At 48.4% G+C, this 23556-nt stretch carries 13 protein-coding genes; 8 read left to right on the top strand and 5 right to left on the bottom strand.

The features are described 5' to 3' along the window. Positions 1 to 73 precede the first annotated feature (73 nt). Positions 74 to 1249, bottom strand: coding sequence for a tRNA 2-thiouridine(34) synthase MnmA (gene mnmA / locus SGRA_RS18430; protein WP_015694342.1), 1176 nt, complete (start codon positions 1247 to 1249; stop codon positions 74 to 76). A 1255-nt stretch (positions 1250 to 2504) separates the two neighbouring features. Between mnmA and SGRA_RS18420 the strand changes: the two genes are divergently transcribed. After that, the gene (locus tag SGRA_RS18420; RefSeq protein ID WP_015694339.1) at positions 2505 to 6215 is read left to right on the top strand and encodes a T9SS-dependent M36 family metallopeptidase; all 3711 of its coding nucleotides are present in this window, start codon (positions 2505 to 2507) and stop codon (positions 6213 to 6215) included. A 290-nt stretch (positions 6216 to 6505) separates the two neighbouring features. Here SGRA_RS18420 and SGRA_RS18415 read toward each other — a convergent pair whose 3' ends face one another. From SGRA_RS18415 to smc, 4 genes are all read right to left on the bottom strand, one after another. Continuing rightward, entirely contained in the window at positions 6506 to 7051 is a 546-nt protein-coding gene (locus SGRA_RS18415; RefSeq protein ID WP_015694338.1) for a YkvA family protein, read from the bottom strand. A 5-nt stretch (positions 7052 to 7056) separates the two neighbouring features. Further along, a complete protein-coding gene (locus tag SGRA_RS18410) occupies positions 7057 to 7593 on the bottom strand; it encodes a hypothetical protein (RefSeq protein WP_148268400.1) in 537 nt (178 codons plus the stop codon). Positions 7594 to 7914: 321 nt separating this feature from the next. Beyond that, positions 7915 to 8898 (bottom strand): hypothetical protein, encoded by a 984-nt coding sequence (locus SGRA_RS18400; RefSeq protein WP_015694335.1) that lies wholly within the window; start codon positions 8896 to 8898, stop codon positions 7915 to 7917. 33 nt (positions 8899 to 8931) lie between these two features. Continuing rightward, positions 8932 to 12453 carry a chromosome segregation protein SMC gene (gene smc, locus SGRA_RS18395; RefSeq protein ID WP_015694334.1) on the bottom strand — a complete coding sequence of 1174 codons (3522 nt, stop codon included), beginning with the start codon at positions 12451 to 12453 and terminating at the stop codon, positions 8932 to 8934. 327 nt (positions 12454 to 12780) lie between these two features. Here smc and SGRA_RS23890 point away from each other — a divergent pair, with 327 nt between their 5' ends. The 7 genes from SGRA_RS23890 to SGRA_RS18360 all read left to right on the top strand — a co-directional run bounded on the left by SGRA_RS23890 (position 12781) and on the right by SGRA_RS18360 (position 23497). Next, complete coding sequence (locus SGRA_RS23890) at positions 12781 to 12939, top strand: hypothetical protein (protein WP_015694333.1); 159 nt, start codon at positions 12781 to 12783, stop codon at positions 12937 to 12939. Between the two features lie 520 nt (positions 12940 to 13459). Then, a complete protein-coding gene (locus SGRA_RS18390; RefSeq protein WP_015694330.1) occupies positions 13460 to 16720 on the top strand; it encodes a S41 family peptidase in 3261 nt (1086 codons plus the stop codon). Positions 16721 to 17075: 355 nt separating this feature from the next. Then, positions 17076 to 18167 (top strand): class I SAM-dependent methyltransferase, encoded by a 1092-nt coding sequence (locus SGRA_RS18380; protein ID WP_015694328.1) that lies wholly within the window; start codon positions 17076 to 17078, stop codon positions 18165 to 18167. 12 nt (positions 18168 to 18179) lie between these two features. Next, positions 18180 to 19154 carry a T9SS type A sorting domain-containing protein gene (locus SGRA_RS18375; protein WP_015694327.1) on the top strand — a complete coding sequence of 325 codons (975 nt, stop codon included), beginning with the start codon at positions 18180 to 18182 and terminating at the stop codon, positions 19152 to 19154. Between the two features lie 195 nt (positions 19155 to 19349). Continuing rightward, positions 19350 to 20630 (top strand): ornithine--oxo-acid transaminase, encoded by a 1281-nt coding sequence (rocD, locus tag SGRA_RS18370; RefSeq protein ID WP_015694326.1) that lies wholly within the window; start codon positions 19350 to 19352, stop codon positions 20628 to 20630. 249 nt (positions 20631 to 20879) lie between these two features. Further along, the gene (locus tag SGRA_RS18365) at positions 20880 to 22565 is read left to right on the top strand and encodes an acyl-CoA dehydrogenase family protein (protein WP_245538591.1); all 1686 of its coding nucleotides are present in this window, start codon (positions 20880 to 20882) and stop codon (positions 22563 to 22565) included. A 53-nt stretch (positions 22566 to 22618) separates the two neighbouring features. After that, a complete protein-coding gene (locus SGRA_RS18360; RefSeq protein WP_015694324.1) occupies positions 22619 to 23497 on the top strand; it encodes an AraC family transcriptional regulator in 879 nt (292 codons plus the stop codon). The last annotated feature ends 59 nt before the right edge of the window (positions 23498 to 23556 follow it).

The raw sequence follows: 23556 nt of genomic DNA, 5'->3' as shown, positions 1-23556 counted from the left end.
GATAATAATTTGATTATCAGTGGGGTTTTAAAAAAAAGGCCGTCAATATTTGCCTGCTGCTATCATTTTTTGCTTACTGAATCACGCCAGAAAAGATCAGCTCATCGCCTAAATAAGCGGCGGCAAACTGCCCTGGAGTAACGCCTCTTTGCGCTTCCTCAAACAAAAAGTAAAGCCCTTCTTCCTGAGCAATCAATTCTGCTTTTTGTAGGGCTTGGCGGTAGCGAATACGGGCCATAATGCTCATTTTTTCACCCACTTTTAGGGCCAAATCTGGACGCAGCCAATGCGCATCTTTCTTAGGAATAAATAAGGCGGGACGATACAAACCCGGATGCTGCTTGCCTTGGCCCACATAAACAATGTTTTTCTCGGTATCGGTATGCAAAACGAAAAGGGGCTCTTTGAATCCGCCTAGCTGCAAACCTTTACGCTGACCCACCGTGAAAAAATGGGCGCCAGTATGTTCGCCCACCACTTTACCCAAATCAGGCGAAAAAGGGTAGGGGCGCGCCAAATCGGCTAAGTTATCTGTAGCAACAGGCTTAAAAATAGGCGAATCGGCGGCTAGTTCTATGGCTTGCCCCGTTTTTGGGGCCAATTGCTGCTGCAAAAATACAGGCAATTTGATTTTACCCACAAAACAAAGTCCCTGAGAATCTTTTTTCTCTGCGGTAATCAATCCCTGTTCCTTGGCAATTTCTCGAACCTCAGATTTCTGCAAATGCCCAATAGGAAAGAGGGCCTTGGCCAATTGCTGCTGAGATAATTGACAAAGAAAATAACTTTGGTCCTTGTTCAGATCAGCTCCAGCTTTTAGCTGATGATACAATTTTCCATCTTTTTCAATACTCGTTTTTTGGCAATAATGGCCCGTCGCCACATAATCGGCACCCAATTCTAAGGCCTTTTCCAAAAAGACATCAAATTTGATTTCTCGGTTGCAAAGTACGTCGGGATTAGGGGTGCGGCCCGCCTCATATTCTGCAAACATATAATTGACAATCCGCTCTTTATAGTCCTCACTTAGGTCCACGACCTGAAAAGGAATCCCCAGCTCCTGAGCCACCAAAAGCGCATCATTACTGTCCTCAATCCAAGGGCACTCGCTTTCTTCAATGACCGAATCATCATTCCAATTTCGCATAAAAAGACCAATCACCTCATAACCTTGCTCCAAAAGGAGATAGGCTGTTACACTCGAATCTACACCGCCCGAAAGGCCGACAACTACTCGTTTTCCATTCATTTTTTCCTACTGATTTCTGAGCTAAAAATATGCTCATTACTAAGCGCCGCAAATATACGGCGCTAAATAGTGGATTCAACGATTAAAGGGCCTAAATGTTTGTTTAAAGCTAGTTTTTAGGTGCAATTAACTATAAAACAGTGATTTATAAGATTTTTTTAGCTAAAGACTTTTTTTGAGCAGATCAAAATGGTCAAAGAAGTAGAACGTAGCCAAAGTTGGGGGGATGAGCCAAATTTGGCTCGCTAAGACCATAAAACCCCAAAAAGCAAGCGCAGCAGCGAACAAAAAGAAGACGAAAATATATCAGGCCCAAGAAAATGCAGAAAAATGGCCCAGCAATAAACCCAAGGAGCCAAAAGAAACAAAGCCATCAAAATCAACCTAAAACAAATTTTATTGCGCCAAACTCAGCTGCTCAAAGTCCAGAAAACTAAGAAATAAATCTCTCGATAAACGCCCGAATTCCCTCAAAGGCCGATCTACAGGGCCTCTCTCCCTTTTGTAAGCCCTCTATTTGCCTATAATTTATATTATGTTAAATAGACTTCCGCAAAATGCCCCCTATCGATAATAATTTGGCGTTTTTTCATCTATTACGGCTCTATTTCTGTTTGTTTTTTTGGGGCTGCCCCTGCGGCCTTTGGCCTTGGGTCGGGCTATACCGCAGCTCGCAGGTCTGCTCGGCCGTTATTCCCTTCGGTCATCGAACTGCGGCTTTCAGCCTTGTTGTCGCTTTTTTTCGCTGCGCTCAAAAAAGCTCGGTCTGGCCTTCGGCCACTGCTATCTATCCCTCAGCCAGATTTAACGGCGCTGCTTTGGCCATCTTTGCTATAAAAGCGAGTATATTTAAATCTGGCTATTACTTGCGGCCCTTCGGGCCTGCAAAACCGTTTATTGGACCAAGACTGCCGCAGCCGCTTCTTTTAGCCTCCCCTCTCCCGCTGAGCGGCTTAGTGATGCGCAGCAGTGCCGCCGTAGGCGGCAGACCAAAGGCTTTTGAAGCAAAGCGAAAAAGCCTGCAGGGCCGAGCAGACCTGCGAGCTGCGTAGCGTAACGCCAGCGAGCCCTCGGCGAGCTGGAAGCCCCAAATCAAAATACTATATATAAAATAAAACCTTATATTTAATTAGCTGAAATAGCTAAAACCAAATTTATTTTCAAAAATCAGCAGTTTACAAGCTTTAATTTTGAATTTAAGGCCAAAAATCTGAATCTTTGCCCAGATTTTACTAATCTTTTTGATTCATTTCTTATGCAAAACAACCTTTTACTCCCTACTTTGCTGTTGTTGCTGTTCTGCGGGGGCCAAGTTCGGGCCCAAACTAGCCAAGAACAGATTCAACAGTTGCTGCTAGGAGAGCAAAAACAGCTGGGACTCAGTCCCTCCGACCTATCAGAATGGCGCGTTTATGACCGCCACCAAAGCAAACAAACTGGCGTAGAACACATTTATATTCGCCAAATGTACCAGGGTATTGAGGTCCAAAATGCCGTGATTAACCTCAATATTAAAGATGGGCAACTGATTAGTCTGGGCAACCGCTTTGAAGCTAATTTGGCCCAAAGAGTTTTGGCTGGAAGCGCCCAAATTACGCCCGCAGCGGCCATCCAAAAAGCCGCCGATGCCCTTTATTTACCCCCTTTGCAAGATTTAAGAGAACTAGAAAATAGCGGCGCAAACAGCTATTTATTTAGTCCCGCAGGCATTTCTCTAGAGAATATTCCCCTAAAACTTTGCTATCAGCCAGGGCCAGAAGGCGAAATCCGCCTTGCTTGGGACCTTAGTATTCATCAAACGAACAAACAGCATTGGTGGTCGCTCCGCATTGATGCCCAAAACGGGGAAATTTTGGCCCAAGAGGATTGGGTCAAGCATTGTAGCTTTGCTGATCATGCTTTTGGCAATTGTAGCCGCCCCGATGTCCCCCACCTGCCCACAGTAAGCGGAACATTGGCCAATAATGCGCTGCCCGCACAATATCGAGTTTTTGCAGAGCCCCTAGAGAGCCCCAACCACGGTAGCCGAACCCTAGAGGTGGACCCCGCCGATACAACGGCCTCTCCCCTCGGTTGGCATGATACCGACGGACAAGCTGGTGCAGAATACACCATCACCCGCGGAAATAATGTACATGCCTATGAGGACCGAGCCGCAGCAGATCAGCCAGGCTATTCGCCCGATGGAGGTAGCGCCCTCAACTTTGATTTTCCGCTCAATATGAATCAACAACCCGCAGCCTATGAGGATGCAGCGATAACCAACCTCTTTTATTGGAATAACCTCACGCATGACGTTTGGTATCACTACGGTTTTGATGAGGCCAGCGGAAACTTTCAAGAGAATAACTATGGCCGTGGCGGCCAAGGCGGCGATTATGTCTTTGCCGAAGCCCAAGATGGCGGCGGAACCAACAACGCTAACTTTGGAACGCCCCCAGAAGGTAGCAACCCTACTATGCAAATGTTTCTTTGGACCAATGGCGGAGGCGCAACTAGCCTACTAGATGTGAATAGTCCTAGCAGCATCGCCGGAACTTATACGGCTACTGAGGGTACTTTCGGCCCCAATGTCCCCACTACACCTATTACAGAGGATTTGGTCCTTGCCGATGACGCCACAGCACCAGATCCCAATGATGCCTGCGACCCGCTAACCAATGCAGCCAGCCTCAACGGAAAAATTGCTGTGGTATATCGAGGAAGCTGTACTTTTGTGGCTAAGGTGCAAGCCGCCGAAGCCGCTGGAGCCTTGGCCGTTATTGTGATCAATAATACTGCTGGCGCCCCCATTACTATGGGCGGAACAGGAACGACCAATATTCCCAGCATTATGATTAGCGATACCGATGGAGCCGCTATTGTCGCCGAAATGGCCAATGGGACCGTCAATGCGAGTATCGGTAACTTTTCGGCTAACTTTGATAAAGATGGCGATTTTGACAATGGAATTATTGCCCATGAATATGGCCATGGCATTTCTACTCGCCTGACCGGTGGCGCCTCTAACTCTGGTTGCCTCAGCAATGCAGAGCAAATGGGCGAAGGCTGGTCCGATTACTTTGGTTTGATGATGACAATTGAGCCTGGCGACCAAGCCACTGATGTCCGTGGCATCGGTACGTTTGCCAACGGCCAAGCCGTTAGTGGAACGGGAATTCGCCCAGCACCTTATACCACAGATATGGCCATTAATAGCTATACCTATGGGGATGTGAATAATACGAACCTTTCTGAGCCTCATGGAGTCGGTTTCGTTTGGGCAACGGTGCTTTGGGACCTCAACTGGGCCCTTATTGACCAATATGGCTATGATGCAGACCTTTATAATGGTACTGCTGGAAACAATATGGCGATGAATTTGGTCATCAATGGGATCAAATTACAGCCCTGTGGCCCCGGCTTTGTCGATGGCCGTGACGCTATCCTCCAAGCCGATCAATTGCTCTATGGCGGAGCCAACCAATGTTTGATCTGGGAAGTTTTTGCCCGCCGTGGTTTGGGCGCTAGTGCAGACCAAGGAAGTAGCAATAACCGCTCGGACCAAACAGAGGCTTTTGACCTACCCACTTCTTGCCAAACGCCAGTAACTGCCCCCACAGCCAACTTTAATAGCCTTTTGGTTTCGGCCTGTGGCAGCAGCGTTAATTTTGAAGACCAGTCTACGGATGTGCCCCAACAATGGCGCTGGGACTTTGGCGACGGAAATACGGATACCCTCCCCAATCCTAGCCATAACTATAGCGCCAATGGAACTTATAATGTGGTCCTTATTGTCAGCAATAGCCTAGGGAGCGATACGATTAGCAGTACCGTGACGATTAGCATACCTAGCGCGCCTACCGCGGCCAATCAAACGATTTGCCCAGGCAGCACAACTATTAGCGCCAATACGAGCAGCAACAGCGTGATTTGGTACGATGCCCAAGGAACGCCTCTGGATACTAGCCTCACTTTCGTTACGCCCAACCTCAATAGCAATACCACTTACCAAATGGAGGGCGTAACCTTCTACCCCAAAAGCTTTGTCGGTATTGATTCTGCTGGAGCCTCAGGAAATGGCGGTTACCACAATACTGGATTTACGGGCACCCAAAACTTTGAGGCCTTCAAGCCTTTGGTCATTGTTTCTGGCTGGATTGATGCTGGAAGTGCTGGACCAAGAACAATTTATCTTTGGGATGGCAATGGAAATATTGTGGACCAAGTGACAATTAACGCAGTGAGAGGTCCACAAAGAGTAGAACTCGGCCTAGAGGTTCCCAGTCCAGGAAATTATAGCCTCGGTGGGACCTATACCGATCTTTTCCGAAATAATGCCGGCGCTAGTTATCCTTATGTGGTCCCCGGCCTATTGTCAATCAATAGCTCTTCGGCAACTACGGGTCCTTTGGACTTCTGGTATTATGTCTATGATTGGGAGGTAGAGGAAGCGCCTTGCCGCTCTCCCTTGGGCAATCTGAGCGTTAATGTAAACAATGGAGCGGTATTTAGCTATACGGCCAGCGATTTGGATCTCAGCTTTACGGACCAATCTGCCAATGCCTCTAGCTGGGCCTGGGATTTTGGCGATGGCAATAGCTCTACCCTACAAAACCCTACACATAGCTACAACCTGCCAGGTACTTATACCATTACGCTCAGTGTTAATGGCAATAGCAGCTGTGTATATAGCGAAACGATTACGGTCGCAGCAAGCAGCATTCAGAACTTGGCCAATGGCAATAGCATGCAGCTACAGCCCAATCCCGCCAAGGAGATCAGCACGCTTAGCTTTAGCCAGCCGCTAGAAAGCGAACAAAGACTAGAACTCATCAGCCTGGATGGCCGCCTGCTCAATAGCTGGCAGTTGGCCATTGGCCAAAGCCGCCTAGAGATTGACCTCGAGCAATTGGTTCCTGCCTTTTACATCCTTCGATTGACGGATAAAAATGGTAGCCACAGCCTCCGCTTGCTGGTCCAATAATCATTATAGACGCTTATTTTTTCTCAGCCCCTTAACGTTTTTGTTGAGGGGCTTTTTTTGGGGCTTCCCCTCGCCCTCAAGGGCTCGGGGCGTTCCCTTTCAGGGCTCGCAGGTCTGCTCGGCCCTGCAGCGGCTGCGCCGCTTTGGTCTGCCGCTTCGCGGCCCCCTTACAGCTCACTAAGCCATCAGCCTACGGCTGTGGCGGCTGCGCCGCCTTTGGACCAAAAGCGGGGGCTGCATGTTTAAAACATGCAGCCCCCGCCGCTTCGCTCTTGGCCAAAACAGTTTGCTTATGGCTCTTGGCTTTGGTCCTTTTCCTCCTCTATGGGAGTAGGCTCAATTTCGATTTGTATTTTCTGGGCATCCTCCCAAGACTGAAAGTCCTCCAATTCCTTTTGGTAATTCTTAACTAACCATAGAATTAGGGCAATATCATCCACCAAACCAATGACTAGGAAATCGGGAATAAAGTCTAGGGGCGCTACAAAATAAAGCAAGGCCGCAATAGAAAGCACCACTCCTTGCAAAGAAACGCCCTTATACTCGCCCTTGGCATAGGCTCGGACCATTCTAAAGAGTAGTTGAAATTGTTCGAGCACATCGGCGCCTAGTTCTCGGGCGCTATCGTAGCGCTGTAGGCGCTCGGCAGATTGCTTGAGCAATTGCAGCAAAGCTAGGGGCTTGTTGAGAAAACGATAAGCCGATTTGACAAAAATCTTATACAACCAAGTTTCTGAAATCAGCAGGCCTTTGTCTTCTAAGGGTTCATCGCCATCGGCAAACTCTTTCATGGCGGGAGTCAATTCCTTTTCTTCTTCTTTATGTTCTTCTTGCATATTATTTAATTACGGTAAGATGCTTCAATAAGTTGGTTTTCTGCTAGGCTGCTGGATAAATCAGCCCTCGTTTTTTGCCAAAGCAAGTTTCGGCTTTTTTGTTCCCAAAGTTGGAGGTTTGGTCCAAAATCTTTCCGTCTCCAGTTATTGGCAAAGGGGGCATAAGCTTGCTGAAAGAGGCCAAAGAGCCGTTCTTTTTCGCTCTGGGGCAGTTGGCGATCGGCTAAGCGGTCTCTCAAGAGGTTGAGCTGTTCTTGTCGCTGGCTGATGAGCCATTGCAAGAGCTCCCGTTTTTCTTCTTGATTGGGCAAGCTAGTGGACCAAAGCCCCAGCTGCTTGATATCCAGCATAATGATTTCTATGGGCGGTTTTTGGGCCAATTGCTCATAGCAGTGGCTCCAATCCATAAGGTCCATTTGCAAATAGCTATTGAGCAGTCGTTTTTCGGCCAATTGGGCTTGCAGCTTTTCTTTTTCGGCCCGGAGTTGGCGCAACTCTTCTTGCTGTTTTAGGCAAAGACTACGCAATTCTTTCTTGCGCATTTTATCTATAGCTTTGCTTTGGCCCCAAAGGGATACAAAAGATAGGGAAAAAAAGAGGAGAAATAGAGCCAGACGCATAGGATTAAACAACTTTAAGAGATTTAGAGAAGGGGTAGCCCCTCAAGAGCGGAGCCTCAAAGGCGGCTTTGCCGCCTGCGAGCGAAGCGAGCAATTGGCCCAGCGCTGCGGAGGGGTGGCCGAAGGCCAGACCGAGCAAAACGAGCGCCAGCGAAGTTTTGCGAAGGGCCGAACAGACCTGTGAGCCCCGCAGCATAGCGGCGGCCGCCCCAAATTGCAGGGCGGCCGCGGGCCCCAAAATAGCTACTCTCGGATGAGGACCATTTTGAGATTATTCATTTCTAGGAGCATCTCCTTATTGGTCCAGTACAAAATAGACCAACTTTCATTGCCTGCGGAGGTCGCAAACTGAAAGCGGTCGCCAGTATCGCTAAGGCCCCAGGCCCCTTTTTCGGTAGACTGGTCGCCGAGGAAAAAGCGCAATTCGCCATTTTCCAAAAACTCAAAAGCGGGATAATTGAGCTGTTCGGGACCTTGGCCAGAGATCTCCACAATCCGCCAGCGGCCCAGCAACTGCTTCATCTCGGAAGGCAAGACGGGGCGGCTGTAGCGGCTAAAACGGAGGCGAGCGCCATTGGGGTCCTTAAATTCCATATTCTCCTTATCGATTTGGAGCAAAGACCAGCTTTCGGACTGTTCCATATTATTGGGCCCCACCATCGTCACGATCGTCTCCCTTTTGGGCCCCATCCGCCAGAAAATGCTATCTTTTTCGACCCCAGCATCAATAAACAAGCGGCCATAGGCAGAAAGCTGCAGGCTGACCGAGCGGCTATTTTGGGCGGCCACATCATTCACGGCAGAAAGCAGCCATTCGCCGAGGAGGTCCGAGGCATAGGCCTGAACAAACTGGCTATGAGGCGGAGCGGGCATGGCCGAGAGCGTCAGTAACTTTTGGCTAGTTTCCTCTCTGAGGACCAGCAGCCTTTTGGGGACAAAAGCCATGAGGGTCCAGATTTCCGTGCTATCGGTTTCTACGATAAACTGCCTTTGGGGATGATTCCAGGCCCAGCGGCCGCCCTTTTGGTCCTCTCCATTGACCAACAAGAGTTGATTGCCATCAAATTGGATGTAAATGCTGGCACTTTCGGGCAAAGGTTGGTTATCCACCTGTTTGAGTTGCCAGTAGCCCTCAAAATTATTTTCTATCCCGACTTGGTAGGGCTGTGCAGCAAGCTGAAGGCCCAAAAAGAGGGCAAAAATAAAGGGCAAAGGGAAAAAACGCATATTCACTTTAATTCTGAGATAAATAAATTGGGCCTATTGAGGCTGCAACATACGGAAATCGACGGGAATGACCTGAGAAACGCCCTGCTGCATGCTCACCCCATACATTACGTCTACTGCCGCCATGGTCTTCTTATTGTGCGTAACGATAATAAACTGAGAATTGGCCGAAAAATCCTTGATGATGTTATTGAACTTGGCAATATTGGTATCATCCAAAGGCGCATCCACCTCATCAAAGATACAGAAAGGGGCGGGTTTGAGCAGATAGAGCGAAAAGAGCAGGGCCGTAGCGGTCAGGGTTTTCTCTCCCCCCGAAAGCTGGTTGATAGAAAGCGGGCGCTTGCCCTTGGGCTTCGCAATAATCTCGATGCGAGACTCTAGTGGATTTTGCGGATCAGAAAGCAGCAGGTCGCAGGTATCATCTTCTAGGAAGAGAGAGCGGAAGACCCGAATAAAATGCTCACGGGCCTCTTCAAAGGCCTCCATAAACTTTTTGCTGGCCGTATCATCAATTTCATCAATGGTTTGCATCAGGCTGTCCTTGGCCTCAATAAGATCCTGCCGCTGTTCGCCAATAAAATCGAAGCGTTCCTTGGCCTCATCAAAGGCCTCGATCGCCATTTCATTGACGGCCCCATAATTATTGATTCGCAGGCGGAGCTGCTCCACCTTTTGGTCCAATTCCTTTTCGGGCAGTTCGCTTTGCACTTCATGCTCTAGGAGCTGAGAGAGCTGCAGCTCAAACTCAATGCGGAGGCGCTCGGCGATATTAGACAACTGCATTTTGAGTTCGGCAAAGCGTTCTTTTTGCAATTGATAGAGCTCTTGTCGTTTTTGCAATTGTTTTTGGCCCTCTTCCCAATGTTCTTCTAGGGTTTGGATTTCGCCACGACCACTAAAGAATTGTTGCTCCACATCAGAGAGGCGAGCCTTATAGAGTTGTCGGTCTTCATAGAGCTCTTGCAGCTGCTTTTGGCTATCTTCTTGGGCCAGTAACAGGCTTTGCTCTTTCTTTTCGCCCTCCTCTAAGGCTTCTTGGTCTTCCTTGAGCTGTTGCTGTAGCTCTTGGGCCTGCCGTTGGGCAAACTGCCATTCTTTGTCTAGGCCCTCTAGGCGGTTTTGTTGCCTGAGCTGCTCAATATGTTTTTGGTTGTATTGAGAAGAGGCTTGAGAGAGCTCTTGGGCTTGTTCCTTAAAGGCCATATTCTTTTTGCCCAAGCGTCTTTGTAGTTGCTCCAATTGATCTTCCTGAAACTCCAGCTCTCCCTCTATTTCCCTTTTGTCGTTCCGTATTTTCTTGAGCTCTGTACGGAGCTGCTCTTTTTGACTTTTGGTTTCTGCCTTAAATTGCTCGAAGCCCTCTAGTTTTCCCTCCAAGCTAATATGCTTTTGCAAGAGCTGCTGATGGCCTCTTTCTGCGGTTTGGATCTCTCGGCTGCGGTCGGCTTGCCGCAATTGTTTTTGGCGCAGCCGCAATTCGTCTACGGTTTGCTGTAGGCCACTCACTTCGGTCTGCAATAGCTCGATTTCTTCGGCCAAAAGGGCCAAGTTTTTCTTTCGCCCAATCTTTTTACCCTCAAAGGCGCCAACAGAGCCCCCTTTTAGGCTGTAGGGACCAAAACTTCGCTTTCCGTCTTTAGACAAAAAATGTCCTTCGCTTTGAGCAGGCCGCTCTTGGCCCTCTTCCAATATATAGACCTGGGCGAATAGTTGTTGGGCCAGCGCCTCATAATCCGCCTCATAGTCTACTAGCTCCAAAACGGCCCGAGCGCCTGGAACCGATAATTGTTTTTCGTCTTTGGGCGCTATCCAATCTAGGATGAAGAAGTTGGCTTTTCCCTTTTCTGCTTCCTCTAGTAGCTGTACCGCCTTATAGGCTTCTTCTGCGGTTTGGACCAGATAGTAGTTGAGGTAGGGAGAGAGGTAGTTTTCTACCGCTAAGCGATATTCTTCTGGACAATAAAAGAGGTCCGATAAGAGGGTGGGCTTGTCGGTCCAGCTATCGTTCTGATGCAAGAATTTTACAGATTGGGCATAGCCCTCCATGCTCTTGACCAAATCCTCCAACAACTTTTTTTCGTTGCTTTTGGCATCCAATAAACGGTTTTTCTGCTGCAAAACTTGACTTTCGCTTTCCAGTTGTTGCTCTACGCTTTCTAGTTCGTTTTTTCGGATTTCTTCGGCCTGTTGCAGCCCTTCCAATATGCCTTTTTGGGTTTGTAACTCGCTAGCACTTTCTCTATAGGCTAGCTCTACCGCCTTGAGCTCTTCGGCACGTAGGGCCAAACGCTCATCAATTTGTCGATACTGCTTTTTGAGGTTGTTTTGTTCCGTTTCATAGACCGCCATTTCTTTTTCGGCCTGTACCAAACGCTCTTGCATGCTCTTTTGCTCTTCCAGAAATTGTTCTACTTCTATTTTGAGCTGCCCATGTTCCGAACGAATTTTAGCGAGTTGTTCTTGGGCCTCATAGAGGGCATCGGAAAGGATTTCTAGGACCTCTTCCTCGGTTTTCTTTTGCTGGGCATAACGGTCGGCATTTTGTTGGGCGGCCGCTAGGCGTTCTTTGCCCGAGCGCAGACGGTCCAATAGTTTTTCTTTGTTTTGCTGCAAAAAGAGGGCTTCTTGGGCCTTCATCTTTTGCTCGTTCTCTAGGCCCTTGATGCGGCCGATCAACTGATTGAGCTTTTGCTGGGCGGCCGATAAGCGTTGTTCTTTTTCTAGTTGCTCTCGCTTGGCCGAGCGTAAGCGCTCTTGCTCCAGTTCTTGCTCGCCCTGTTGTTTTTGGATCTGCTGCTGCTCTTGCGCCATCTTTTTTTCGAGCTCCGAATAATCTTTGCGCAAGCCCCTAATCCGAATGGCCTGTAGGTCAATGCTCAACTGTTTATATTCGGCCTTGAGCTCTAGATAGCGCTTGGCCCGCTTGGCCTGCCGCTCTAGGGTTTTGAGCTGTTGCTCCACCTCATGCAGCAAATCTTCCACCCGCTCTAGGTCCTCTGCGGTTTGTTTGAGCTTGCGTAGGGTTTCTTTTTTGCGAATTTTATATTTAGAAATGCCTGCCGCCTGTTCAAAAAGCTTGAGGCGGCTGTTGTCTTTATCCTGCAACAAATCATCTACCATTCCAAGTGCAATGATGGCGTAGGAGTCCGAGCCCATGCCCGTATCAGAAAGGAGGTTATTGATGTCTTTTAATCTACATTTGACTCCATTGAGGTAGTATTCCCCGCTGCCGTCTTTATGCAGCGCTCTTTTGATGGTCACTTCCTGAAATTCGGTGGGCAATACGCCTCGATCGTTTTCAAAGCGCAGACTTACCTCGGCCAAAGCGGCCGCTTTGCGCTTACTGGTCCCATTAAAAATCACGCTGGTCATGCTGTCTGAGCGGAGCTGTTTGGTTTTTTGCTCTCCCAACACCCAGCGAATCGAATCTACAATATTAGACTTTCCGCAGCCATTGGAGCCCACAATCCCAATCACATCTTCCGAAAAATTGATGACCGTTTTTTCCGCAAAGCTCTTAAATCCCTTTATTTCTAAACTTTTTAGTCGCATACTTCCCCTTGATTTGAGCCCACAAAAATGCATTCTTCCAAGCAGAAAAGCAAATTTCTTTTTAAGGGGGATTTGGGGCTTCCCCGCCCGAAGGGCGGGGCGCTATGTTGCGGGGCTCGCAGGTCTGCTCGGCCCTGCAGGCAGGCTTTGCCTGCCTTTGGTCTGGCCCTTTGGGCCACCCCTCCACAGCGCTAAGCCGCTCATCCTTCTTCTTTGCGCTAATGCTGGGGCTTCGGCCGTTAAGGAGGGCTTATAAAAGGTATAGGAAATTAAAGCAGTGAGGATTTAGACTCGGTCCAGAGCATTCTCTGGAAAAATATATGTGTCATGCAAGCCCTCAGCGCATTTGCTAGAAAAAAAATGGTCCATTGCAACTCTTTTGCTGTATTTGCTGGAAAAATAATGCTCCATTGTAATCCCTCAGCGCATTTGCTGGAAAAAAAATGGTCCATTGCAACTCTTTTGCTGTATTCTCTGGAAAAATAATGCTCCATTGTAATCCCTCAGTGCATTTGCTGGAAAAAAATAGTCCATTGCAACCCTTTTGCTGCATTCTCTGAAAAAATAATACTCCATTGCAATCCCTCAGCGTATTTGCTGGAAAAAAAATAGTCCATTGCAACTCTTTTGCTGCATTCTCTGGAAAAATAATGCTCCATTGCAAGTCTTTAGGCCTATTCGTTTTTTAGTGAAGGGGATAAAAGGTCGTTTTAGGGCCGAAGCCGATCCCCCAAGCCTGAAAAAACCCAAGAAGAGCGGCTGAGCTGCCGGAGCAGGGCCGCCGAAGGCGGCAGACCAAAGCGCTGAAAGCGCTGCAGGGCCGAGCAGACCTGCGAGCTGCGCAGTGGAGCGACCCGACCATAGGGAGGGGCAGCCCCAAATCCTCCTGCAGCAGTTTATGAATAAAAGAGAAGCGGCTTTCGTCTAGTTTAAAAAACATTGGTCGATATTATTCCTCATCTTGCCCAAGACTACTTATTATCTGAATTCATCAAAACAAGAACTTATGCAAAAGATATTTGCTTCCTTTTGGTTGCTCTTTTTACTTCCCTTATGGACCCAAGCGCAGCTACAAGATGCGCTCTGGATGCGCTACCCCGCTATTTCTCCCGATGGGCAAAGCATTGTATTTAGCTATAAAGGCGATTTGTATAGTATGCCTGCCGCAGGTGGAGAGGCCAAGCCGCTCACGCAGCATAGTGCGCACGACTTTATGCCCGTTTGGTCCAAGGACGGTCGGACAATTGCCTTTGCTTCTGATCGCTACGGCAATTTTGATATTTTCACGATGCCCGCAGAAGGTGGGGCCCCCAAGCGCCTTACTTTCCATTCTACAGATGATTATCCCTCAGACTTCAGCGGAGATGGTCGCCGTATCTTCTTTAGCTCCCTGCGGATAGATGATGTCAAGAACCAACAGTTTCCCTACGCTCGTTTGACCGAGCTTTATGCCGTGCCCGCCACGGGCGGAAGAGTAGAACAAATTACCTCTGCCGCTGCAGAATACACCAAAGTGAGCCGCAAAGGCGATATCTACGTCTTTCAAGATAAAAAGGGCTATGAAGACCCCTGGCGCAAACATCATCAATCTTCTGTTACTAGAGATATTTGGTTGTATGAGCCGCTTAGAAACAAAAGCTTTAGCCGCTTGACCGATTTTGGCGGGGAAGACAGAGAGCCCGTGCTTTCTAAAGATGCCAAAACCCTCTACTACCTTTCAGAAGAATCGGGCAGTCTAAATGTCTATAGTCTAGAGATTCGAGGCAAAAAGAACAAAAAGCAATTGACCAACTTCGATAAGCATCCCGTTCGCTTTTTGTCTATTTCTGATGAAGGCCTGCTTTGTTTCCAATACAATGGAGAGCTATATACCCTAAAGCCAGGCGCCAACGCCCAAAAGTTGCAGGTACAAATTGCTAGCGACTGGCGGAGCAACCCCACAGAAATCGTCATGGCCAATCGGGCCGGGGAGTTTGCCCTTTCGCCCAATGGCAAAGAAGTGGCCTACGTTTATAGAGGGGAGGTTTTTGTCTCTTCTGTGGAAGCCGGAACAACCAAGCGCATTACCAATACGCCAGAGCAGGAGCGCAGCATTAGCTTTAGCCCCGATGGTCGCAGCATTCTCTATGCTTCGGAGCGAGAAGAAAGCTGGAATCTCTACCAAACTAGCTTGGTCCGCAAGGAAGAAAAGTATTTCTTTAATTCTACCTTGCTCCAAGAAGAAACCATCTTGGCCTCAGATAAAGAGACTTTCCAACCCGCTTATTCTCCCGATGGGAAGGAGGTGGCCTTTCTAGAAGAGCGCACAAGGCTCAAGGTCATCAACCTAGAGAGCAAAAAAGAGCGGACCATCTTGGAGAAAGACCGCAACTACTCTTATTCCGATGGCGACCAATACTACCAATGGTCTCCCGATGGCAAATGGTTTTTGCTAGAGTTCTTGCAAGAAAACCAATGGATCTCTGAAATTGGTCTAGTGGCCGCCGATGGGAAAACCGCTCCTGTAAACCTTAGCCGCAGCGGCTATAATGATGGCCGCCCCAAATGGAGCATGAACGGAGAATCGCTCATTTGGTTCTCGGACCGCAAAGGCATGCGCAATCATGCTAGCTGGGGAAGCCAGAATGACGTTTTTGCCCTTTTCTTGACCCAAGACGCCTATGACCGCTACCGCCTGAGCAAAGAAGATTACCAATTGCTCAAAGAGGAGGAAGAGGAAAAAAAGAAAGCCAGCAAAAAGGAAGAGAAGAAGGATAAAGAGGAAAAAACAGCAGAGGACAAGGAGCTTAAACCCCTAAATATCGAATTGGAGGGTCTTGAGGACCGCATCGCCCGCCTAACTATCCATTCGGCAAGTTTGGCCGATGCCGTTTTAGACAAAGAAGGAGAAACCCTCTATTATCTGGCCGCCTTTGAAAAAGGCTATGACCTTTGGGCCACTAACTTACGGAGCAAAAAGACGGAGATTGTCCAAAAGCTGGGCGGCTCTGGCTCTTCACTAATCTTAGATAAAAAAGGAGAGAAACTCTACTTTGGCAACAGAGGACAAATCAAAGAGATGGAACTCAAGAGCAAGAAGGTAAAAACAGTTCGCCTCAAAGGAGAAATGGAACTACAGTCTGCCGAAGAACGAGCCTATTTGTTTAACCATATCTGGAGACAGGTAAAACGCAAGTTCTACCTAGAGGACCTTCATGGCGTAGATTGGGACCTCTATAAAAAAGAATATGCTCGCTTCCTTCCTCATATTAACAATGGCTACGACTTTGCCGAGATGGCCAGCGAGTTGCTCGGAGAGCTAAATGCCTCGCATACAGGCTGCCGATATGCCCCCAACAGAAAAGGTGGAGACCAAACCGCTGCTTTGGGGATTTATATGGATTATGCCCATAATAAGGCGGGAATCAAAATTGCCAAAATCCTTAAGGGGAGTCCTTTGGATAAGGCGGATATAGAAGTAGCCGCAGGAGACATCATTGAGGCGATTGACGGACAAAAAATTGGCAAAGAAGACAACTTCTGGCCTTTGCTCAATCGCAAAGCGGGGGACTATATCCTGCTCACGATCTATAACAGCAAAGAGAAGAGCCGCCAAGACATCCGCATCAAGCCTATTTCTTTTGGCCAAGAGTTCAATCTCCGCTATGAGGACTGGGTAGAAAGCCGCCACAAGATGGTCGAGGAGCTTTCTGATGGCCAATTGGGCTATGTGCATGTCAAAGGCATGAATAATTCGGCTTTTCAGCAGGTCTATTCCGATGCTTTGGGCCGTCATTACGACAAAAAGGCCCTAATCGTAGATACTCGCTTCAATGGTGGGGGCTGGTTGCATGATGACTTGGCCAGCTTCCTCAGCGGAGAGGTCTACCTCAAGATTCGCCCAAGAGGACAAAAGATCGGTACCGAGCCCATGTTCAAATGGTCGCGCCCCTCGGTGGTCCTCATGAGCGAAGGCAACTACTCCGACGCCCATATGTTTCCCTATGTATACAAGGCCTTGGGCATCGGCAAACTGATCGGTATGCCTGTGCCAGGTACGGCCACGGCAGTATGGTGGGAGCGCCTACAAAACGGCATGGTCTTCGGCATTCCGCAGGTGGGCATGGAAACCCTAGAGGGCCAATTGCTAGAAAATACCCAACTGGAGCCCGACATCATGGTCCGAAACGATTATGAGAAGATGCTCAACGGTAGAGATGAGCAAATTGAGGCGGCGGTAAAAGAATTGCAGCGACAACTCAAAGCTCAAAATATAGATAAGCAATAGACTAAGCATGCTATAATGGAAGAGGCAGTAACTTTAGGGTGGCTGTCTCTTTTTTTTGGGGCTGCCCCTTCCGCCGGGTTGAAAGCCAGCGCAAAGCGGTATCGCTTTGCGAACTTATACAAAATGAGGGTTGAAACCCTCATGAATGATCGCTCGGGTCGCTCCACTGCGCAGCTCGCAGGTCTGCTCGGCCCTACAGCCCTTCGGGCTTTGGTCTGCCGCTGCGCGGCCCTGCTTCGGCAGCTCAGCCTGCGGGCGCTTCGCGCCCTGCTAGACCCAAAGGGCCTTGGAGCAGATTATTTTTTTGCCCAAAAAAATGTATTTTACGGCCTATTGAGGACCAATAAATCAACCTATGTTTCAATTTGAGTTTAGAGGGCGGCCCTTCAAGCTGCAACGTTATCCGCAGACGACCAACCGCTCTTTGGTGCCAGTCTCTGCCGCTCAGGCTTATCTGCTTCGCCTACTAGAAGAGGGGGAGCTCCCTTTAACAGATCAGCCTTTGGTGTATAATGATCGCTTTGGGGCTTGGGCCTTAGCTTTGTCGGGCTGGGAACCACAGTTGGTCCCCAATTATGCCTCTCAAAAGAAGGCTTGGACCAAAAACTTTTTGCTCAATGGCTTAGATTTGGACCAATTGCATTATTGCCTCCCTTTGGAGCAGGCCCAAGCTTGCTCGCAGGCCCTCATGCTGGTCCCTAAGTCTATGGACCTCTTTGAATTGCAGCTGCAGCAGGCGCATCAGGCCCTAAAAGAAGATGGGAGCATACATGCCGCCTTTATGACTCGGCATTTTACGCCTAGCATGCTGCAAATCGCCCAAAAGTACTTTGAGCAAGTAGAGCAATCCAGAGCCTGGAAAAAAGCACGCATCTTGAGCATGCGGGGCAAAAAGTCCTTGGCTGGCCAATCCTTGATGCGAAGTATTTATTATGAAAGTGATAGCTACCAACAATATTATGGGGTTTTCTCGGCTAAGCAGGTGGACAAGGGCAGCCGCTTTTTTATAGAAAACTGGCTAGTGCAGGAAGAAGAAGGGCAGTTATTGGACCTCGCTTGCGGCAATGGCATTCTGGCCCATCAATATCTTAAGCGGGCGCCTAAGATGCAGGCCCAACTAACCGATGATGCTTATCTGGCCATTGCCTCCAGCCAATTAAATTTGCCTGAGGCCTCGGCGGTCTGGACCGATAATCTCTCGCATATTCCTGCGGGCAGTCTAGATTTGGTCCTCTCTAATCCACCTTTTCATTTTGGGCATGAAAACAATATAGAAGTGAGTCTGGGCCTTTTTCAGGCCGTTAAACCCTTACTAAAGCCCAATGGAAGCATGCAAATTGTGGCTAATCGACATTTAAATTATAGCAGTCAGCTAGAGCGGATTTATGCTAGAGTAGATTGTTTGGCCCAAAACCTCGCTTTTGAGGTCTTGAGAGTAGAATTGTAAAATAATAGGCAGATGAACCATTCTTGGAGCTTTATCCTCGCTCTTTTTTTATCCTTTAATCTGAATGCGCAGTATGCGCCTGCGGCTGGGCAGGCAGGAAGCACCGCTCTACATAAGGATTCTGTCCTTTGGGCCGATTGGGGCGCGACGCCTTATGTATGGAGCAGAGGACCACAGGATATTAGTCAGCCTCAGCTGGGCTTGGCCAGCAATGGGCAGCCTGCGGCTGCGGCTGGTCCAGCTGGAGATGGGACCGTCTTCAGCCTTGGAGATGGCGGCCAAGCCACTTACTACATCCATCCGCCAATTATTGATGGAACAGGGCCAGATTTCGCCATCTTTGAAAACGGTTTTAGCGATAGCTTTTTGGAGTTAGCCTTTGTAGAGGTCAGTTCTAATGGGGTAGATTTTGTGCGTTTTCCTGCGGTCTCCCTAACGGATACGGCCCAGCAAGTGGGGGGATTTGGCGCCTTGGAGGCCAGTAAAATTCATAACCTAGCGGGAAAATACCGAGCAAACTATGGCACTCCCTTCGATTTATCGGAACTGGCAGATTCTAGTCGAGTAGACATTAACAATATAGCCTATGTCCGTGTAGTGGATGTAGTGGGCCATATTGGCGAGTACGGAAGCTATGATAGTCGGGGGCAGCTGATTAACGACCCTTGGCCCACGCCATTTCCCTCTTCGGGCTTTGATTTGGATGCCTTGGGGGTAATTCATCAGCTGCCATTGGGCCTAAGGCCTTTGGCCCAGGCGGAGCCCTTAAAAATTTGGCCCAATCCCTCGCCTAGGGCGAAAGCACTGCAATTAAGCCTAGCCTATGAGGCTGGAGCAAAACTATATATATATAACATGCAGGGCCAATTGGTCAAAAGTATGCAGCCCAATGGACCAAAAATTAGCCTTTCTTTGGCGGAATTGCCCGCAGCTAACTATATTATAGGCTATAAGGGGCAATTGGCTCAGCTCATCTTGCTGCCTTAGGCGGCTTTTTGCAGTTTTGCAGGGCGCGAAGCGCCCGCAGGCCTAGCGATGTGAAAGGGTGGCCCAAAGGGCCAGACCAAGGCGCTTTGCGCCGCAGGGCCGAGCGAATAGCGAGCCCTGGAACGTAGCGCCTGCCGAAGGCAGGAGGCCCCAAAAAAAAGAAATTTACTGACAATTGAATATAAACAGCTAGCTATGCAAGATCAACTATCTTCAGCGGATTTGATGGCCTTAGAAAATGAGTATGGGGCCCATAATTACCATCCTTTGCCCGTGGTATTGGCCAAGGGAGAGGGCGTCTATGTTTGGGATGTAGAGGGAAAGCGTTATTACGACTTCCTTTCGGCTTATTCTGCCGTGAATCAGGGCCATTCTCATCCGAAAATTGTGGCGGCCATGATGGAGCAGGCCAATACCTTGGCCCTCACTTCTAGAGCCTTTTACAACGATCGTTTGGGGGTCTATGAAAAGACCTTGAGTGAATACTTTGGCATGGACAAGGTTTTGCCGATGAACTCTGGGGCCGAGGCCGTAGAAACCGCCATCAAGCTTTGCCGCAAATGGGGCTATGAGAAAAAGCAGATTCCCGCCAATCAGGCGATAATCATTGTTTGTGGGCAGAACTTCCATGGGCGGACCACCACTATTATTTCCTTTTCTTCTGATCCTGATGCCAAAGGCCAATTTGGTCCTTATACGCCTGGTTTTGTTTCTGTGCCCTACAACGACTTAGGGGCCTTAGAAGCAGCGCTAGAAGAATATGGCGATCGGGTAGCTGGCTTTTTGGTCGAGCCCATTCAGGGAGAGGCAGGCGTTTTTGTGCCCGATGAAGATTTCATTCCCAAGGCGGCTGCGGCTTGTAAACAGCGCAATGTGCTCTTCATTGCCGACGAAATTCAGACGGGGATTGCCAGAACGGGTAGCCTTTTGCGCATCTGCGGCGATTGTAGCTGCGGTGGGCATTGTGAAAAGCAGGAAACCTACACGCAGCCCGATATTTTGATCTTGGGTAAGGCCATTTCTGGGGGCTTGTATCCTGTTTCTGCCGTTTTGGCCAAGAAAGAAATCATGGATGTGATTCAGCCAGGGCAGCATGGGAGCACCTTTGGGGGGAATCCTTTGGCCTGTGCCGTGGCCATGGCCGCCCTAGAGGTCGTTAAAGAGGAAAAACTGGCCCAAAACGCAAGAGCATTAGGGCAGCGCTTTAGAGATCGCATTCAGGCCGAATTGGTGGAACAAAGCGAGCTGGTCAGCTTGGTCCGTGGAAAAGGCCTATTGAATGCCGTAGTCATCAATGACAGCCCCGACAGCAAAACGGCTTGGAACATTTGCGTCAAGTTGGCGGAAAATGGTCTATTGGCCAAGCCCACACATGGCAACATCATTCGTTTTGCGCCTCCTTTGGTCATGACCGTCGAGCAATTAGATGAATGCTGCAACATTATTATAGCGACCATCAAGTCCTTTGAGGCTTAGGTCCAAATTGCTAGATCAGCGCCGAGCTAATTGATTAGTTAGGCGCTTTTTTTTATTATATTTTGGGGCTGTCCCGCCTAAAGGCGGGTCGCTATGCTGCGGGGCTCGCAGGTCTGCTCGGCCCTGCAGGCAGGCGATGCCTGCCTTTGGTCTGGCCCTTTGGGCCACCCGCTCCGCAGCGCTCATCCTGCGGGCGCTTTGCGCCCTGTTGGACCGCAAAAAATTCCCTTCCCATTTATTTTAGTGATTATGCAAAAAGAGAATCGCGTTTTGCCTCGGGGGCATAAAACAAGTCAAAACTACTTTAAGTCAGATAAGCTATTAGAGGATTACCTACATGCGCATTTGCCTGCGCAAGTCCTTTCTGAGCAATCAGATGCTTTGGAGCAATTGGGCCGTTTGGCGGCTGGAGTGATGAACGAACTCTCCTTAACAGCAGATAAAAATGGGCCAAAATTGCGCAAGCGCAACTATTTGGGCGAAACCATCAATCAGATTGATTTTCATCCTGCCTATGAAGAGCTCAAAGCCATAGCCGTGCATTCGGGGATGTTTCGCTTAAAGTGGGCCCCTGAATTTAGGGAGCGTTATGCGGGGCAGCGGCATCGTTTGGGTTTTGCCTTAGGTTATCTCTATGCCATGAGCGAAAGCGGTTTATATTGTCCCTTATGCATGACCGATGGCGTTGCTTTGTTGATCGATAAATATGCCTCGGAAGAGGACAAAGCAAGGCTGTTGCCCAGAATTTATACCGATGAGCCCAAGGATTTTTATACAGGCGCCATGTTTTTGACCGAAAAAGCGGGTGGTTCGGATGTAGGGGCCAATTTGGTCAAGGCGAGTCCTTTGGACAATGGCTATTGGTCCTTGGAGGGCGAGAAATGGTTTTGCAGCAATGCCAGCGCCGAAATCATTTTTGCCTTAGCACGGACGGGCCCCTTAGAAAAGGGCACTCGAGGTTTGGGCATCTTCCTGTTGGAGCCGCAGCGGCCAGACGGCAGCGCTAACAATATGGACCTTATCAGGCTCAAGGATAAATTGGGCACTCGCTCCATGGCCAGCGGCGAATACCTCCTGCAGGGCAGTTGGGCCAAGCTCATAGGAGAAGAAGGGCAAGATTTTAAGATCATGACCGATATGATCAACCTCTCTCGTTTGTATAATTCGGTAGCGGCTATTTCGGGTTTGCGCAGAGCCTTAATAGAAGCCTATCAATTTGCGACTTATCGAAATACCTTTGGGAAAGAACTGCTAGAGCATGCTTTGGTCCGCATGAAGTTCTGGGAATTGGGCAGCATTCATCAGGGCCAGTTTTACAGCTGCTGGAAAGCCATTAGTTTATTGGACCAAGCAGAAGCGGGAGATGCGACCGCCAAAGAGTGGTTGCGCTTCTTGACGCCTATGATTAAGAAAGCCACGGCAGAGCAGGGCGTTTATGTGGCCAGAGAAAGCATGGAACTGATGGGGGGATTGGGCTATATTGAAGATGGCGTGATGCCCAAAGTTATGCGAGACATTATGGTTTTGCCCATTTGGGAAGGTGCTGGAAATATCATGATCTTAGATATGTTGCGGGCCAGTCAGAAGAGCAAAGGCTTGCTTCTACTGCTTGAATTTGTCTATGAACAGCTAAAGCAGCGAAGAGGAACCGACAAACTAAGGGCTGACTTTGCGCTATTGAAACAAAAACTGTCTGCCCTTGCGGAGGCCAAAGATATGGACCAAATTCAGTTGGGGGCCAAACAGCTTTTTGAGCGTTTGACTGATTACTTTCAGTGGGCTTGTATTTCGGAGCAGGCAAGCCTGATGCAGACTAATTATCAGGAACTGGCCCTGCGTTATTATGAGGAAGAGCGTTTATTGGCCCAAGCCTATCGGGAGCAGTATCTTCCGAGTCGCGCAGAAATTGCGGGCCTTTTGGCTTGGGAGTTTTAAGCGCACTGATATCTAATGGGCCATTTGATGTAGGAAATAAAAAGAAGAGAGTCATGCAGCTAATTAAATTCAATAAAACCGCTTGCGGGGTAGATTTTATGCTCAATGTACTTGATGAGGAGCAATTAGCGGCTTTGCATCCCTATTTCTTTGCTCGGCCCTATCGAGGCGATTGTTTTGAGATCCTTTTCTTTGAGCGAGCTCAGGGAACCTTATATCTAGGAGACCAAAAAATTGTGTTGGAAGACAATTGCCTCGTTTTTATTTCCGCCTTTCAACTTAGGCGTTGGGAAGTTCAGGCGGAGGAATTAAAATTTAAAGTGCTCTTTTTCAAAGAAGAGTTTTTACATGAGTTCTTTGCTGATCAGTTATTTACTTATAAGCTACTTTATTTTTACCAGCGGGAGCAGCCTTTATATTTGCCTTTAGCGGCTGGAGCTTTAGAGCCCTTATTCTTCTTTTTGGAAGAGATAAAAAAGGAATTGCTCTATCCATTGACGAATAGCGCTCATATTATTCGCTCTTTGATTTATTATTTATTGGAGCGGATAAATCGAGATTATGCGATGCATTATCAGCTGGCATTTACTACAGAGGGCAAGCAATTGGCCTATGAATTTAAGCGCTTATTGGAGCTACATATTCGAGAAAAGCAGCGGGTAGAAGATTATGCGCAACTTTTGGGTTTGAGTCGAATTAGTTTAAACAAACTAGCCAAAACAACTTTTGGCCAAACGGCCAGTGCGTTAATCAAGCAGCGATTGCTGGCAGAAATTAAATTAGAGTTGATTTATCATCCAGAAAAAAGCCTTAGTGAGATTGCTTATGCTTTAGGCTATTCAGAGCCCAATCATCTGATGCGGTTTTTTAAGGCGCAAACGGGGCAAAAAAGCTCAGACTTTTTGGCTGCTTATCAAAATGGTAGTCTTTAGAGTTAGGAAGGTAGTTACTTAATAGTTGAGTGGAATAATTTTGCCTTATCGGAATTATT

Origin of the sequence: Saprospira grandis str. Lewin (assembly GCF_000250635.1) — a bacterium.
Taxonomy (GTDB): Bacteria; Bacteroidota; Bacteroidia; order Chitinophagales; family Saprospiraceae; genus Saprospira; species Saprospira grandis.
The sequence above is the reverse complement of the archived record's forward strand: the minus strand, read 5'-3'. Positions and strand labels throughout refer to the sequence as shown.

Excerpts from the sequence above, each read along its gene's own strand:
- rocD (WP_015694326.1), top strand. The coding sequence starts at position 19,350 with ATGCAAGATCAACTATCTTCAGCGGATTTGATGGCCTTAGAAAATGAG.
- SGRA_RS18360 (WP_015694324.1), top strand. The coding sequence starts at position 22,619 with ATGCAGCTAATTAAATTCAATAAAACCGCTTGCGGGGTAGATTTTATG.
- SGRA_RS18380 (WP_015694328.1), top strand. The coding sequence starts at position 17,076 with ATGTTTCAATTTGAGTTTAGAGGGCGGCCCTTCAAGCTGCAACGTTAT.
- SGRA_RS18390 (WP_015694330.1), top strand. The coding sequence starts at position 13,460 with ATGCAAAAGATATTTGCTTCCTTTTGGTTGCTCTTTTTACTTCCCTTA.
- SGRA_RS18420 (WP_015694339.1), top strand. The coding sequence starts at position 2,505 with ATGCAAAACAACCTTTTACTCCCTACTTTGCTGTTGTTGCTGTTCTGC.
- SGRA_RS23890 (WP_015694333.1), top strand. The coding sequence starts at position 12,781 with ATGCAAGCCCTCAGCGCATTTGCTAGAAAAAAAATGGTCCATTGCAAC.
- mnmA (WP_015694342.1), bottom strand. The coding sequence starts at position 1,249 with ATGAATGGAAAACGAGTAGTTGTCGGCCTTTCGGGCGGTGTAGATTCG.
- SGRA_RS18400 (WP_015694335.1), bottom strand. The coding sequence starts at position 8,898 with ATGCGTTTTTTCCCTTTGCCCTTTATTTTTGCCCTCTTTTTGGGCCTT.
- SGRA_RS18365 (WP_245538591.1), top strand. The coding sequence starts at position 20,880 with ATGCAAAAAGAGAATCGCGTTTTGCCTCGGGGGCATAAAACAAGTCAA.
- SGRA_RS18375 (WP_015694327.1), top strand. The coding sequence starts at position 18,180 with ATGAACCATTCTTGGAGCTTTATCCTCGCTCTTTTTTTATCCTTTAAT.
- SGRA_RS18415 (WP_015694338.1), bottom strand. The coding sequence starts at position 7,051 with ATGCAAGAAGAACATAAAGAAGAAGAAAAGGAATTGACTCCCGCCATG.
- smc (WP_015694334.1), bottom strand. The coding sequence starts at position 12,453 with ATGCGACTAAAAAGTTTAGAAATAAAGGGATTTAAGAGCTTTGCGGAA.
- SGRA_RS18410 (WP_148268400.1), bottom strand. The coding sequence starts at position 7,593 with ATGCGCAAGAAAGAATTGCGTAGTCTTTGCCTAAAACAGCAAGAAGAG.